Source organism: Bacillus sp. BR3(2024), from assembly GCF_039134555.1.
GTDB lineage: Bacteria > Bacillota > Bacilli > Bacillales > Bacillaceae_G > Bacillus_A > Bacillus_A cereus.
Genome location: NZ_CP152433.1, coordinates 3111634 through 3126343, shown reverse-complemented (window position 1 = coordinate 3126343; position 14710 = coordinate 3111634). Strand labels below are relative to the sequence as shown.

The window sequence follows — 14710 nt, the reverse complement described above, 5'->3', positions numbered from 1 at the left end:
CTCCAATTTAATCTAAATTTTTAATAATTTGTTGTAACACTTGAAATGCTTGATGTAAATCATCTTCATTAATACCTTCTAGCGTTTTTTCTTCGAAAGTATCAACTTCTTCTTGCCATACTGGAATCATCTTTATCGCTGTTTCGGATAAAGAAATGAGCTTCTCGCGGCGATCTTTACCTTCTGTACGAATAATCCATCCCATCGTTTCCATACGTGTTAACGTACGAGTCATCGTTGGTGATTCAACATTTAAATACTGGCACAATTCTGTTTGCGTACAAGAACCAGTTTGATTAATGCGGAAAATAACAGCCCATTGCGCACTAAATAACCCTGTTGGAGATACACGTTCATTAAATTTCTTCGTAAACTTTCGAGAAGTCTGGCTGACGATGTGAAAAAAATGTTGTTTTTCGTCCATGTATTTTAATCCTTTCAAATTAGTTACCTAGCTAACTATATACTTTTTTATAATAATTGTCTAGTAATAGACATGTTGATTTATGTAAAAAATTCTTATAGGTTTTATGTTGCGAACGTATATTCTACGTGCTATTCTTTAATTAAGTAAAGAATTTTCTTTCTATTAAATAGAATGGGGGAACTTGTGATGATTAAGCCTGCAACAATGGAGTTTGTTTCACTATCGAACGGAGAAACGATTGCATATCAGGAAGTTGGAAGGCGAAATACAGATATTCTTGTACTCATTCACGGGAACATGACATCGTCACAACATTGGGATTTAGTTATTGAAAAGTTGCAAGATCAATACCATATTTACGCTCTTGATTTAAGAGGGTTTGGACATTCAACGTATAATCAGTCGATAGATTCATTACAAGACTTTGCAGACGATGTAAAATTATTTATTGACGAGTTAAAGCTAGAGAAATTTTCATTAATGGGCTGGTCAATGGGTGGTGGCGTTGCGATGCAATTTACAGCGAATCACCCAACTTTTGTAGAAAAGTTAATTTTAGTAGAATCAGTAGGAATGAAAGGATACCCAATCTTTAAAAAAGATACGAATGGGCAGCCGATTGTATCAAGTTTAGTAAAGACGAAAGAAGAAATTGCGCAAGATCCAGTACAAATCGCTCCAGTATTAGATGCGATAAAAAATATGAACAAACTATATTACCGTACAGTATGGAATCTATTAATATATACACATAATCAACCTGAACCGGATCGTTATGAAAAGTATTTAGATGATATGTTAACGCAACGTAATTTCGTAGATGTGAATTATGCGCTCATTACATTTAATATTTCAGATGAACATAATGGGGTTGTAGAGGGAAGTAAACAAATTCATCGTATTAAAGCGCCAACACTCGTCATACAAGGTGATAGAGATTATGTCGTACCGCAAGTAGTCGGTGAGGAATTAGCGAAACATTTGCCAAATGCAGAGTTGAAGGTATTAGAAGATTGCGGACACTCGCCGTTTATTGATTGTTTAGATGTATTTATAAAACATGTAGAGGATTGGTTAGAACAGAAATAATCCCCGAAATGAGAAGTGTTGCATATACTATAACATTTGTATGTATAAGGGGAGATTATCAATGCATAAACCATCCTTAATCGCTTATTCGCCATATAATCATCATATCTATACAAAAATAATGATAGATCCGATGTATATGCAAGTTTCACCAGCTGCAGTTCCTTTACAAATGCAGCAGCCACTAACAGCTCATATGCAACATTACTTATATGGACCTTCATTTTATGAAAATCCATATTTTAAACACTTTCATTACAATGTGAAAGCGCAAGTTTGGGAAGGATAAGATAACAAGCTAAAAGGTTCATTCTTTTAGCTTGTTTTTTATTGCGAATATTCGTACACGCATTTGAAGAAACAGTTTATAATGAAAAGTGGAAGCATGAGAAGGAGAGGGACAGAGGATGTCAATGCGTTTTACTTTTTGGATTATGGTTGGGATTGTAGCAATCTCGGGTTTGTCACAAGGAATGCTCTTACCGGCCATTGCAATGATTTTTGAACAAGAAGGGGTTAGTTCAAGTATTAATGGTATTCATGCGACGGCATTGTACATTGGGATATTAGTTATTTCGCCGTTTCTTGAAAAACCGATGCAAAGGTTTGGAATGAAGCCGATTATTGTTATAGGTGGGTTTCTCGTTATTATTTCATTATTCTTTTTTACACAAACATTTTCATTTTGGGTATGGTTTATCCTTAGATTTCTAGTTGGAGTTGGAGATCATATGCTTCATGTCGGAACACAAACATGGATCACGACAACATCAGACCCAAGTAAAATAGGGAGACAAGTATCGATATACGGTGTATTCTTCGGAATTGGTTTTGCCGTTGGTCCGTATTTAGCAAGCACTGTGCAGTACGGTCTTGCAACGCCATTTATTATATCTACTATACTTTGTTTAATAGGTTGGCTTTTACTACTTCCAACAAAAAATGCATTCCCAGCGCAAGATGAAAGAGAAGTGAAGAGTGAATCATCATTTTCTCGTTATAAACAAGTTGTTGGATTAGGATGGATTGCACTGCTAGGACCACTTGCATATGGCGTACTTGAAGCAATGCTAAACAGTAACTTACCAGTGTACGCACTTCGTAAAGGGTGGTCTGTTTCAGATGTATCCTTCTTATTACCAGCATTTGCAGTTGGGGGTATTATTACACAAATTCCGCTCGGTATATTGAGTGATAAATACGGAAGGGACCGTATTTTAACGTGGACGTTTAGCATAAGTACGGGCATTTTTCTACTTGCCGCCGTATTTGATCAATATTACTGGATCGTCTTTGCCTGCATGCTTTTAGCGGGTATGGTTATTGGATCGTGCTTCTCTTTAGGGCTTGGATTTATGACTGATTTATTACCGAGACACTTACTACCAGCAGGTAATATATTATCCGGAATCGCTTTTAGTTTAGGAAGTATTATGGGACCTGTATTAGGCGGCGTATTTATAGAAAAAATACAGTATACAAGCTTTTTTATTGCGGTTATGATTATAATGGGAATTCTCGCAATGTTATATATGGTCTACATGAAAAATCAATTCGCATCAAGAAAAATAGAAAGTAGGTTAGGGCATGACAAAACAACCTAATAAAAAGAAATTTGAAGTACTTGAAAATGAAACAATTACAGACTGCTTAGCACGTATGGAACAAGAAGGCTACGCTCCGTCTCGTCGTATGGAAGAGCCAATCTTTCATGAAGTAAAGAAAGACGGCAAAACAGTAGTTGAGCCGTGCGGTAGGAAGATTGTTTTTGAAGGGAAATTGAAGTAATCCAATAACAAATTCTCTTTATAGTATAGAGCCATCCAATAGTTGGGTGGCTTGTTTTTTTATTAATCAATGAAGGAATTGAATAGAATGAATCTCTCGTTCATTTCTCCTAATTGCCTTCTTTATATGGGGCAAAAGATTGCTACTTTTTTCGTATATTGGTAAAATAAGTTCTTGGGTCTTACTTATTGTTATCGGTATAATGTTTGTCGCTTGAATGAAAGAAATTAGTTGCAAAAATTTCGCACTATGTAAAGGGGTACAGCAACGATCCCTTTTTTGGGAGGCACCTTAAACATAAAGCGAGAGAAGAGGCTATATGAACGATTCTCCTATCTTGTTTAAATATTAAACGAGTTACTGCAATTGGAACAGGTATATCAAACTAGTCGACATCCTGATGGATCATCTTTTTCTAGTAATCTATCACTTCTGATGGAATCGATAGATTGCTAGAAAGCGGAAAATAATTATTAGTATATTCCGAAGCAGGTGTAACAGAGTGTCCTTCCATAATTAAGGGTAAAACCAAAATACGTTGTTGTAAAGAATGATTTGTTAGAACTAGTTATAAGGAATAAAACAGAAAAGAGGATCACATGTTAGATACTTTACAGAGAAGTAAAAAGTTTTTTTTAGTATGTCTTATTTTTTTAGTGCTTTTAACCGCTTGTGGTAATACTGATGTTAAGACATCTAAAGCTTCATTACCACCGGCTGAATCCAATATAGATACATCATTAAAAGCACCAAATTGGGTAGATAAAAGTCCTATCCAACAGTCTCCTAATTTTACGGAAGATAAAAAAGTACAATCGGTTGTGAATTTAATAGCAACGGGTGATAATTTATATCATGACGCAGTAATTAAAGATGGCAAACAAAAAGACGGTTCATATGATTATAATTATATTTATGAAAATATCAAAAAAGCTGTTAAATCAAGTGATCTTGCTATAGTGAACCAGGAGACTCCGATTGCCGGAAATAATTTAAAAGTACAGGGATATCCGACTTTCAATACACCTGAAGAAGTAGGCCAATCTTTAGTGGACACTGGATTCAATATAGTGACGCAAGCGACAAATCACGCTATGGATATGGGGATTAAAGGTGTTGCGAATACAAGAGAATACTGGAAGAAATATCCGGATGTTATCCCGGTAGGTATTAATGAGAGTAAAAACGAGCGTAATGAAATAAAAACGATTACAAAAAATGGTATTCGTTTTGCGTTACTCAATTATACATATGGTACGAATGGAATTAAAATTCCAGCTGATAAGTCTTGGGCTTTAAATTTAATTGATAAAAAAGCGATACAAAATGATGTGGAAAAGGCGAAGAGTAGCTCTGATATGGTAATTGTTATGGTGCATTGGGGAGTAGAATATACCTCAACACCTTCAAAGCAACAAAAAGAAGTTGCTCAATATTTAACAGATTTAGGTGTAGATGTAGTAATTGGAAATCATCCACATGTAATTCAACCAATTGAGTGGAAACAAAATAAAGATGGACATGAAACGCTAATCTATTATTCTCTTGGAAATCTTATTTCTGCGCAAGAAAAACTAGAAACATTGGTTGGAGGATTATCTTATGTACAATTTGTTAAGTATGAAGATAAAACTTTTGGTATACGACAAGCGGCAATCGTACCGACAGTAACCGACTATGCCGATGGTAAGAAACAATTTAAAATTCAATTTTTAAAAGATTATTCGGATGAAAATTCTAAAAAACATGGAATTAAAAAATTTGTCGGACCGGTTTCTTTGAAGGATTTCAAGGAGATTCCTAGAGACGTGTTGGGAAATTGGTATAAAGACTAATAAACAAAAAGGGAATGAGATACAATTAAAAAATTTATAATTTTAGCATTGGTATTGGCAATGGGATGGAGTCTGGCTGCTTGTAGTGGAAAGCAAACATCTCAGGAAACTACTAATAATAACGATAAAAATAAAAATGAAATACATGCGAAGAAAAAAGATGTTTTACCTATCTCTGATGTTAATGATTGGAGAATTATCCTTGTAAATAGAGAGCATATGTTATCAAAGGAACTAGGAATTGAATTAACAAGTATCACCCAAAATGCGAAGCCAAATATGAAAATAGATAGTAGAATTGCAACTTCCTATCAGGATATGGTAGCAGCTGCAAAAAAAGAGGGAATCAATCTTTATTTAAGATCAGGTTATCGAGCTATAAAATTACAACAAACGTATTATGATGCTTCAGTTAAAAGCTATAAATCTCAAGGCTTGTCGGATAAAGAGGCTAGTGCTAAGGCATTGGAATATCTTCAGTATCCTGGTGCAAGTGAACATCATACTGGATTAGCGTTAGACATTATTTCAGTTGAATGGCAAAATACTGTAGAAGATTTAAATGCAAAATTTGAAACTACCGATGCATTCAAATGGTTAGATAAGAATGCTGCAGAATATGGGTTTACTCTCCGCTATCCAAAAGATAAAGAGAATATTACTGGCATTAAGTATGAGCCATGGCACTATCGTTATGTAGGAAAAGAAGTTGCTATTTATCTAAAAGAAAAAGGGTTAACTTTAGAAGAATATAACGAAAAAATTAAGTCTGGTAAGTAAAAATATGCTTTAATTTTATTAAACATTATGCACTGCTACAGGAAAAGGTGAATCTGAGGATGTGTTAACCTTCCGCCTAGTATTGTAAAAACTGAGTATGATAATTTGAGCACGTATGAACCAGTTCTCGTGTAAAAAGATGTATGTATTAAGAAATTAAAGTTAAGGATCTGATATTCATATCAGATCCTTTTTCTATCGTTCTTTTAAGAGCGAATGAGCCAAAATATTGGAATGAATATAAAAATAAAACAGCCCAAGGAATAGTAAAACGAATCCGGGAGTCTACTCGTACGCTTCATTGGGATTATCCAGAAATAGTTGTTGATGAAATAAGAAAGAATGGGTCTTACTCTCAAGCGAGGATTTAATATGAATGAATTGGATAAAAGGTAGTAATAAAAAACACTGCGCCTGGCAGTGTTTTTTTATTATTTCTGCACATAAATACATAGTCATATTGATTAAAGTTTCACTTTATTGAAGAAAAATGCGAAAGCCATTCATAAAATATGGAAATGTTAAAATCCCTTTGATAAAATAGCAATATGTAAAAATAATTATTTGTTAATTCTTAATGTAATGAATATTCATGTTTAAATATACGAATTTAACTACATAGTTATTGTGCTAAAGGGGGAGAAAGATGTTAGATGAATTGTACAATGCTTTTTTAAATGCGTCTGGTTTTACAGAAAGTGCGAGGAAACGAGATCGGTATGATGATTTACATGATTATTTAAAAGATAAAGAAAGAGAGTTAAAGCAATTCATTCAAGAGGCTGAATCAGCGAAGAGAGATTATGAGAGTAAAAGTAATGGCTTAGAAGCTAATAAAATTCCGGCAGTTGAATTTGAACAAAAACGTCATGAAAAGGATGAAGACTTAAATACAGTATTATCCTATTTTAAAAGTGCATTAAGCGATATTGGATCTGCAAAAAGTACAGCTTATGCAAAGTATTTGGAATATAAAGCGAAAGCAGAATCGGAGAAAGCGTCAGCATACGCCGCAGCGACCAAGGCTTTTGAAGAAAAGAAAAAGGAATTTGAAAACTTTATCCATTAAGCATACAAAGAATGGAGGGAACCAACATGAGTGGTAAAGAGGTTGAAATTATAGGAAGTAACACTGCAAGTGCCATTTCTTACGCACAAAACATTGAAAATGGTATGAAGGATTCTTTAAACCAAGCGAAAGACTTAAAAGCATATGTCACAGGTGCGAAATGGAATGGAAAAACGCGAGATGCTTTTTTAAGTTATCTTGATTTGATCATTCAATATAATTCAGAAATGGTAGAGGCATTTGAAGGGCATACGAAAGCTTTGAAAGAGTTAGATAAAAGTATTCAAACGTACGGCGATATACCGAAAGTAAGGGCGATAAAACAATTGTGATGGAGAAACGAGGGATAAAAGAATGGGGAAAGAAATGAGTTTTGCACCTGCTGAATTATATGTTCTCGCAGGTGCAGCTGGAGTTACGGATATATTTGGATTGCCAAATCGTGACGTAATTATTTTACTTGATGAAGAATGTGTCACGAAAGCAACAACGAGCTTAAAAGAAAAAGGCTTACTTACAAGTGAAAATGGAATTACCCCTGCAGCCTTTCAAATGATTGAACTATTAAAGGAATATGAGAATTGTCACGAATACACGAGAATTAATAATTTGTTAATTGGTTTTTTGAAAGAGGATAAAGACCGAGTGGCTGTATTAACAGAAATAGAGCCAAATAAAAAATACGAAATCGACTACATACCAAAGCCAGACGTATATTTTTCCTTATTAACACGCATACCCTTCTTATTGAGAGAACCGAGGGAAATAGAAGATACATTTTTCTCAAAGAGAATGACAGAGGCAGAACAACAAACATTTGAGGAAAAAGATTTATCAAATAAAGACGTTATAGCGATAGAAACGTATACGAGGCCTCGAAGTAATAGAGGAGGAAAATGGGAATGTTTCTTATATTTCACTGAAGGAGAAGATTTCGTTCAAATAGATGTAGATCGTAATCGATATGACTGGGTGAGCCTCTATGCGGTTAATAAGAAATTGTATGACGTGTTAAAAATGCCATATAAAAAGTTAATTGACCCGAGACAATTCTCGTTAGGAGGTATTCAATAATGCAAGTATCAATGGGAGATAGTGGTTCTGGTGGAGAAGAAGTATTAGTTAATTTTCAAGAACTACTTGATATAGTAATGAAATTAGAAAATATATATAAAATCCATGTAGACGTCATTGGAACGAATATTGAGAGTTTATTAAGCTGTGATTTTTATCAAAAAGGTGAAGCGATGAGAGTAATTGAAAAATATCCTGATATATTACACAAAACACTTGAATTGGCTGAACACTATTATAGGTCGGCGACAGTTGTAAGGGACGCATGTGTAGAAATGTTTGAAAAGGATGAACAATTACGTGAAATATTAAGTAAGTTGTAGAAATCACCATACGGCTGGGGGGATGAAAACGAGATGGATGTGAAATATAGACCTGAACCATGGCAAAACATGGGGGATGGTATGAATCGAATTACAAAAGATGCACTCATGAAATTACGGGAAGCAAATGAATCATTAAAAAGAATTGATGGAAGAATACGAGATTTAGACTCGGATGGTAGTATACATTTTAATCCTAAAGATCAATCGCAAAAAATCGGGGAATTACTTGATAGCTATTCGACATTACAAAAATATTGCGGAGAAGCAGGGCGATTAGTCTCTGAACATATAGATAAACCTTTTTTAGTAGAAATGGATAAATTCGCTCAAAAAATGAGAGATACATCTATTCTCAGTTTTGAAACAAATAACCGAATTGGCTCTACAACAACGACAGTATTACCAGGTGCGCATGCAGGCTACGGAAGTGTACCACAAACAATACAGAAGAAGAAAGATAAAATAACAGTAGAAGATATTTTTAGAGATTCACCTGCATTTGATAACGTACTGAGAGGGGAATACAAAGAACTAAAAAAACAAAATCCAGATGCAAAATTAAATTATGAAGAATACAAGAAAGTAGTCCCATCCACACGAGGATTTGAATACAAATCGATAGAAGATGAACAGAAAAAACTAGAAATGGTGCGAGACATAGGAATAGGCGTAGGAATCATCATCACAACAATCCTTTGTCCACCACTCGGGGCCGCTGCCGCAGTAGTATACGGAGGTGTACAAATAAAAAGCGGTATCGACGGAGAAGACTGGGGAACACACCGAAAATTGAGCCAAGAAGAGCGGGTAGGAAACATCATTTTTGGCGGATTAGATGCAATCCCAGTTGTTGGAGCAGTAGGAAAAGGAGTAAAAGCATTCAAAGGCACGAGTGAATTAGCTGATTTAGCGAAATTATTAAAATTCAAAGAAGGAATGCCTGGTTTTAATCCAAATTTGGGTAAAAATGTGGTACAATCGCTTAAGGAAAATAATCTATTAAAAAATTTAAAAATACAAGGCTGGAAAACCGTAGATAAGATTAATGATGCGGACTATTTCATTAAAGGTCTAGTAGCAAAAGGTGTGGACTCCGTAACTCCATTCGTTAAAGGTGTAGAAATACTGCGAGATGGAAGTGTCGTTAGATCTGGAACGAACTATAGCGGGAAATTCCAAGAAGCCCATGATGCCTCAAAGGCGAGTATTCAGAGTAGGATCTCGAATTTGGAGAGTGGTGGGGTTAAGGGTACGGGTAAAGTTGGTTATGGCAGTAACATTTCAGACAATATCTCAAAAGAAATTAAAGAGTTAGATAAAGAAATAAATAGATTGAAAATAGAGGGAAATGACAAAGAAGTCAAAAGATTAACGCGAGAAAAAAATAAATTGGCCAACAAGTTGGATACGAAAGATGTTATTAGTGATCATTATGACTTGAAGGTTGCAAAGGAGTATGAAAGAAAAATCGATAATTCTAAATATTTTTCTCATGATAAAGGTGATTTTGGGGAAGAAGTGACAAAAATAGTAGCTAGAGACAGTGATTTAGGTAAAGATGTTTCCGATCTGTTCCAAGTGGGGAGAAATGGTATAGATGCAGCATTCCTATCGAAAGGGCCGCCGCCAAAGTTAACTATTATTGAATCAAAGGCATCAGATTCCGCTAGTTTTAGTTACTCGGATAAACAGAAAAAGGGTGGAGATACTTATTTTCAAGACATGGTTAACAGCGATGATCCTAGGTATGCTAATTTTAGAGATAACTTAGAGAATCTGATGGAGGAGAGTCCGGATCTACAATTCGATTTTATTAGAGTTGAAACAGATATAAAGATTACTGATACTGGATTCGGTGTTGATGAGTTAAAGGTAAAGGACTGGAATAAGAAAATAGATTAATTCATAGGGAGGATGCAATGATGAACCCCAAAAAGTTAGAAATGGCTTTTAAAAGATATAGCAAAAATTTTGTGGATGGAATCAAATTTGAAGATGTTAAAGATAAATATAATGTCAGTAGAAGTAAGGTTGAGAAAATTGTTGAGCAAAATGAAACAGAGAAAGATCATATCCTACTAATAAATTTAAGCAAAATTTTCTCATATCACTTGTCACTATGGAAAAACGATGTATTGATAAGCGGTGGAAACAATGTAGAAGGATTAAAGAACATGCAGAAAGTCTTATTTTACCAGTGCATGGGACAAGATCTTTATAAAATCAGATATCCAAAGATGATTTTGGGGTATACGTTTAAAGAAGTCGTCCTCACATTAGTTCATTTTGCAATGTATGGATGGGAGAAAGAAGAAAATATATTATATGATTTTATGGTTCATCACTTCGGTGGACATTTAATAGATGCTAATGAAGAGAATAGACATATTTGGTTTTTGCTAGAGCTATACTTGCAGTATAGAAATAAAACCATCATGGGGACAAATGAAAAATTGCATCTAGTCGTGAAAAATAAGTTTAAAGAAGCTGAACTGCGATGCGATTTAATCCCTGAAGACCTAAATATATATGATGAAGTGTTAGGACGTTGGTCGACTCGTGACTTAGAAGAAATAGAATATCTAATTTCGATAATGTCTCAGTATCATTCTGCGTTAGCTTCTGAAATCGGACAGCTAGGTGAATTTGGTGATTTCAGATACGGATTTTATCCTTTTGAAATATTATTTTTAATCCATGTAAGGAAACAACTAGGGTTGCCAGTACCTACTCAAATCGATAATTTTCTGATGAATACTCCAGAAGCTAGAATGGTATTTGGGGAACATGAGTCATATCCTGAATGGGATCCCGTACTTCAGATGATCGATCAATTTTATCGTGAAAACTATCCGGAATATATTCCTAACAAGCATGGAGAATTATTTCAATAAAAGGGAGGAAGCTAAGATGCCTGATCAAGGGATAGCGCAGATTATATTTCCTGATAGCAAGGATTTGGAAACATTTTTGAAGGAACAAGGAAGTTATGACTTACATGAAGACCTATTAAAATATGGATTGACAACGAAACAGTTTTTATACGTTGACTATAAAGGTGAGCAATACCAAGAAATTGTCAATTTTATTCTTGATTACGAATTTGCCCACCAAATTGAATTAGCAACACAAGAAGAACTTGAGAGATTAGAAGCATTTAATTATGAATTTTTACCCGATAAGATCAAGATGGCCAACAAAATACTGTCACCAAAGGGATTTGGTCTGTTTTTATATCCAAATTCGGGCGACTTTTATGCATTATTCATTGGGAAAATAGAGAATATAACAAAAATCCTGCAAGAAGAGGTGTTGCTTGATGATAGAATTCCTTTTCAAGAAAGGTGTATCAAATATTATAGATAGACCTAAGGATTGTATGCCTTCACCCTTGAATCCGATCAAGATTTTCTTATAAGTTAATATCAAGATTGCATAACCATCTAGAATGTGCTATTTTTGACCACGTACAATTTTAATAACACCATGTGTTACTACAAATGCATTTAAACTTGTCACCTCCTGAATTCGAAATAATAAAAATGTTTTGGATTTGGGAGGGTTGATAATAGAAAAATAAATTGAGAAATGTGCCTATTTTATTGGTTACTTGGACGCTGACAAAGGTACATGCTTAGTAAAGGAATTCAATGGCAACGTTAGGAGAACGTAGTGGCTATTGAATTTTTTATTTTTACAACTGTATTAGAAAGAAAAGCGTGAGAATTAGGCGAGATGATATTTTATTGAAAAGACATGGAAAGGACACAATAATAATGAACTCGTAAGTATTAATGTATTACTTGTTACCATATAAAAGGTGTCATACTACTGTTACTACAAAATTTACAAATTTAATGCTACTTAAAACAGATGAATTTAAAGCACTTGATTGTCTCCGAAAGGCAACGAGTGCTTTTTTATTAGATAGACATGCTATAAATTTTTAGAAAATATTTTTTATGAATTCAGGCTAACATAAATTATTAGTATTATATAATTGAAAATACATTAGCAAAAGGTGCGGACTCCGTATCCCAAATCTTTAAAGGTGTAGAAATACTGCGAGATGGAAGTGTCGTTAGATCTGGAACGAACTATAGCGGGAAATTCCAAGAAGCCCATGATGCCTCAAAGGCGAGTATTCAGAGTAGGATCTCGAATTTGGAGAGTGGTGGGGTTAAGGATGCGGGTGAAGGTAGTAGGATTATTCCTGGTACTCCGGGTATTGTAACAGGAGGGAATTCTACTAAATTAGGAAAAAATATGATGACAGAAATGGGGCTTAAACGTTCAACTAAATGGAGTGGATATCAAGCACAGCATATTATTCCTTCTGAAATGGCAGATAATCTTGTAATTAAAAAGATAGGTATGAACTTTGATGACTCATCAAACGGTATTTTTCTAAGAGTACCAGATGATAATATAAGTACAATGGCTAGACATAGAGGATATCATTCTGTTTACAATGAAGTAGTTGCAAGAGCATTAAATAAAATGGATATTAACCAAAGTATTGATAGTTTACAAAAACAGGTATATGATTTGCAAAAAAATTTAAGGAAATTACAGGGGAATGGTTTACCATTGTACCCAAGCCAAGGTGCAACAGTGGAACTTTGGGAAAGAAAGCTAAAACAATTGGAAATACAAAATAAGTAAATATCAGTAAGGTGGTAAGGTGTAATGGAAAATAAAGATATTAGTTTGCTTGAAGAATTACTTTATAATACAAATAACGAGGATACAATTAGCCGAATAAAGAATATAGATAATCCAATAATCCTTCATTGTTTTGCAGCAAATTATAATTGGAATAGTGGATTTGATATACCAAATGCAATTCTTGAAAATAAAGATTGTGACTTAGGAACGGGATTACTAATGTTTCATTATGCAGACGGATATCGACTATTAGAAAGTCCGGAGGAAGTTTCGAATTCTCCATTACAAGAATGGAAGGTTTTTATATTAAAACTTCAAAATAAAATTATGAATTTGGAGTTTAAAACACAAAATATATCATTTAGCCCTGAATTAACAAAAATTCAAATATTCAAGTTAAAAAAAAGGAACCCAAGTATTTCAGATATTCTTATTAATGAGTCACCAGGAAATATAATTGATATTCCTAAAATATAAATAAACATTAAAAACTCATTACAGTAAATAAATGAGCTTAGTTATAGTGATTTTATAAACCTTACTATACTAAATTATATTTTATGGACGGATATAATAAAGTTCGTGGTGCTAAATTTAAATACGCATAAGTATATATGAATAAAAAATAAAGTATATGTGAAGTAGATAGAAAAAATAAAAGGTTTTTGAAAGTATGTACTCCATCATGGTTGTACCATCATGGAGTACTGTGTGCAATGATAGAATGGAAAATAAAGTAAAATAGCATTTTATTTGGCGATGAATATAAACATATGGAATGTATATTAAACTAACGAACTCATACAAACTCGTAAGTGTTAACATAGTCGTTGTCACGACATATAAATGGTGTCATACTGTTACTACAAAATTTATAAATTTATGTACTTAAAAATAGATGAACTTAAAGCACTCGATTGTCGATTAAAGGAAACGAGTGTTTTTTTTGCGTATTAGCGTAGAAATTTAACAAATAACTATAATTTTATTATGTAAACTTTTTACATAGTTTTCTATACAACTAAAGAGAAGAAAAATGTTCACTATTACTTTCATTTCTGTTATAAAAATTCTACAATAGAAGACAGAACGTATATTTGGTATAATCAAAACATACTATATGAAACGATGTACATGAGTTTGAGATTTATGAAAAAAGGTAAGTAATACATAATAATAAATACGCTATAGGATTCAGTTCATGTTATACAAATCAATCGTTAGAAAGGAAAAGATGTAATGAATCAAATTTCATTTGAAGATTTATTTGAAGAAGAAAAAGAAAAGGTGGAGGGAGCTGAGGTATGTAAGGTACCAGCCCCTTTATCACCATTAGAAAAAGATATTTTAGAATTAATTGATTCTGAAGAAATAAGTGCGCTTGAGCTATGTGAACGATTAATACGATCTGGTAAAATACCCGATGAAAGATTCACTACGAATAAACCTAAAGCATATGGACAAGTATGTTTACTATTAGAAGGTTTTGTTACAGAAGGAAAACTTATTTTTATCAAAGATGATGAGAAAAGAGATAGGGTATATAAATTGAAAGAAGAAGTTTGAGATGTATAGTGGGAGATGAATGATTGGTTCCCTTTAACTTGCAGCTCCGTTAGTCTAGTAATGTCCACTAAAAAGGTGTCAATCTCTC

17 protein-coding genes are annotated in these 14710 nt (G+C 33.7%); 16 read left to right on the top strand and 1 reads right to left on the bottom strand.

Annotated elements, in window-relative coordinates; all coding sequences use genetic code 11:
- Positions 1-7: 7 nt before the first annotated feature.
- Positions 8-424 carry a MarR family transcriptional regulator gene (locus tag V7S45_RS16055; RefSeq protein WP_000343680.1) on the bottom strand — a complete coding sequence of 139 codons (417 nt, stop codon included), beginning with the start codon at positions 422-424 and terminating at the stop codon, positions 8-10.
- Positions 425-613: 189 nt separating this feature from the next.
- On the opposite strand from V7S45_RS16055, the gene V7S45_RS16050 reads away from it, so the two are divergent.
- From V7S45_RS16050 to V7S45_RS15975, 16 genes are all read left to right on the top strand, one after another.
- On the top strand, positions 614-1516 hold the full coding sequence (locus V7S45_RS16050) for an alpha/beta hydrolase (protein WP_025686835.1): 903 nt from the start codon (positions 614-616) through the stop codon (positions 1514-1516).
- A 61-nt stretch (positions 1517-1577) separates the two neighbouring features.
- Positions 1578-1805 carry a hypothetical protein gene (locus V7S45_RS16045; protein ID WP_025686836.1) on the top strand — a complete coding sequence of 76 codons (228 nt, stop codon included), beginning with the start codon at positions 1578-1580 and terminating at the stop codon, positions 1803-1805.
- Between the two features lie 118 nt (positions 1806-1923).
- Positions 1924-3120 (top strand): MFS transporter, encoded by a 1197-nt coding sequence (locus V7S45_RS16040; protein WP_000062798.1) that lies wholly within the window; start codon positions 1924-1926, stop codon positions 3118-3120.
- A complete protein-coding gene (locus V7S45_RS16035; RefSeq protein WP_000166303.1) occupies positions 3104-3304 on the top strand; it encodes an NETI motif-containing protein in 201 nt (66 codons plus the stop codon). Before V7S45_RS16040 ends, V7S45_RS16035 begins: the two co-directional genes overlap by 17 nt.
- A 599-nt stretch (positions 3305-3903) precedes the next feature.
- Positions 3904-5139 (top strand): CapA family protein, encoded by a 1236-nt coding sequence (locus tag V7S45_RS16030; protein ID WP_000887599.1) that lies wholly within the window; start codon positions 3904-3906, stop codon positions 5137-5139.
- Between the two features lie 48 nt (positions 5140-5187).
- Positions 5188-5919: a M15 family metallopeptidase gene (locus V7S45_RS16025; protein WP_000241994.1), complete on the top strand. Its 732-nt coding sequence runs from the start codon at positions 5188-5190 to the stop codon at positions 5917-5919.
- 646 nt (positions 5920-6565) lie between these two features.
- Complete coding sequence (locus V7S45_RS16020; RefSeq protein WP_000883457.1) at positions 6566-6988, top strand: hypothetical protein; 423 nt, start codon at positions 6566-6568, stop codon at positions 6986-6988.
- 26 nt (positions 6989-7014) lie between these two features.
- Positions 7015-7320, top strand: a complete 306-nt coding sequence (locus V7S45_RS16015; protein ID WP_000014534.1) for a WXG100 family type VII secretion target — start codon at positions 7015-7017, stop codon at positions 7318-7320.
- Between the two features lie 22 nt (positions 7321-7342).
- Positions 7343-8062, top strand: a complete 720-nt coding sequence (locus V7S45_RS16010) for a DUF5081 family protein (RefSeq protein WP_000514130.1) — start codon at positions 7343-7345, stop codon at positions 8060-8062.
- Positions 8062-8385 carry a hypothetical protein gene (locus V7S45_RS16005; RefSeq protein WP_001198198.1) on the top strand — a complete coding sequence of 108 codons (324 nt, stop codon included), beginning with the start codon at positions 8062-8064 and terminating at the stop codon, positions 8383-8385. Before V7S45_RS16010 ends, V7S45_RS16005 begins: the two co-directional genes overlap by 1 nt.
- Before the next feature lie 33 nt (positions 8386-8418).
- A complete protein-coding gene (locus tag V7S45_RS16000; RefSeq protein WP_000382742.1) occupies positions 8419-10290 on the top strand; it encodes a hypothetical protein in 1872 nt (623 codons plus the stop codon).
- A 17-nt stretch (positions 10291-10307) separates the two neighbouring features.
- A complete protein-coding gene (locus tag V7S45_RS15995; protein ID WP_025689851.1) occupies positions 10308-11282 on the top strand; it encodes a hypothetical protein in 975 nt (324 codons plus the stop codon).
- 16 nt (positions 11283-11298) lie between these two features.
- Positions 11299-11754, top strand: coding sequence for a hypothetical protein (locus V7S45_RS15990; protein ID WP_001113308.1), 456 nt, complete (start codon positions 11299-11301; stop codon positions 11752-11754).
- 630 nt (positions 11755-12384) lie between these two features.
- A complete protein-coding gene (locus tag V7S45_RS15985) occupies positions 12385-13053 on the top strand; it encodes an AHH domain-containing protein (RefSeq protein WP_088345391.1) in 669 nt (222 codons plus the stop codon).
- A 24-nt stretch (positions 13054-13077) separates the two neighbouring features.
- A complete protein-coding gene (locus V7S45_RS15980; RefSeq protein WP_000428105.1) occupies positions 13078-13533 on the top strand; it encodes a DUF4274 domain-containing protein in 456 nt (151 codons plus the stop codon).
- 762 nt (positions 13534-14295) lie between these two features.
- Positions 14296-14622 (top strand): DUF3895 domain-containing protein, encoded by a 327-nt coding sequence (locus tag V7S45_RS15975; RefSeq protein ID WP_001071900.1) that lies wholly within the window; start codon positions 14296-14298, stop codon positions 14620-14622.
- The last annotated feature ends 88 nt before the right edge of the window (positions 14623-14710 follow it).

Coding starts and splice junctions, on each gene's coding strand:
- V7S45_RS16035 (WP_000166303.1), top strand. CDS start 3,104: ATGACAAAACAACCTAATAAAAAGAAATTTGAAGTACTTGAAAATGAA.
- V7S45_RS16000 (WP_000382742.1), top strand. CDS start 8,419: ATGGATGTGAAATATAGACCTGAACCATGGCAAAACATGGGGGATGGT.
- V7S45_RS16045 (WP_025686836.1), top strand. CDS start 1,578: ATGCATAAACCATCCTTAATCGCTTATTCGCCATATAATCATCATATC.
- V7S45_RS16015 (WP_000014534.1), top strand. CDS start 7,015: ATGAGTGGTAAAGAGGTTGAAATTATAGGAAGTAACACTGCAAGTGCC.
- V7S45_RS15980 (WP_000428105.1), top strand. CDS start 13,078: ATGGAAAATAAAGATATTAGTTTGCTTGAAGAATTACTTTATAATACA.
- V7S45_RS15990 (WP_001113308.1), top strand. CDS start 11,299: ATGCCTGATCAAGGGATAGCGCAGATTATATTTCCTGATAGCAAGGAT.
- V7S45_RS16010 (WP_000514130.1), top strand. CDS start 7,343: ATGGGGAAAGAAATGAGTTTTGCACCTGCTGAATTATATGTTCTCGCA.
- V7S45_RS16055 (WP_000343680.1), bottom strand. CDS start 424: ATGGACGAAAAACAACATTTTTTTCACATCGTCAGCCAGACTTCTCGA.
- V7S45_RS16040 (WP_000062798.1), top strand. CDS start 1,924: ATGTCAATGCGTTTTACTTTTTGGATTATGGTTGGGATTGTAGCAATC.
- V7S45_RS16005 (WP_001198198.1), top strand. CDS start 8,062: ATGCAAGTATCAATGGGAGATAGTGGTTCTGGTGGAGAAGAAGTATTA.
- V7S45_RS16020 (WP_000883457.1), top strand. CDS start 6,566: ATGTTAGATGAATTGTACAATGCTTTTTTAAATGCGTCTGGTTTTACA.
- V7S45_RS15975 (WP_001071900.1), top strand. CDS start 14,296: ATGAATCAAATTTCATTTGAAGATTTATTTGAAGAAGAAAAAGAAAAG.
- V7S45_RS15995 (WP_025689851.1), top strand. CDS start 10,308: ATGATGAACCCCAAAAAGTTAGAAATGGCTTTTAAAAGATATAGCAAA.
- V7S45_RS16030 (WP_000887599.1), top strand. CDS start 3,904: ATGTTAGATACTTTACAGAGAAGTAAAAAGTTTTTTTTAGTATGTCTT.
- V7S45_RS16050 (WP_025686835.1), top strand. CDS start 614: ATGATTAAGCCTGCAACAATGGAGTTTGTTTCACTATCGAACGGAGAA.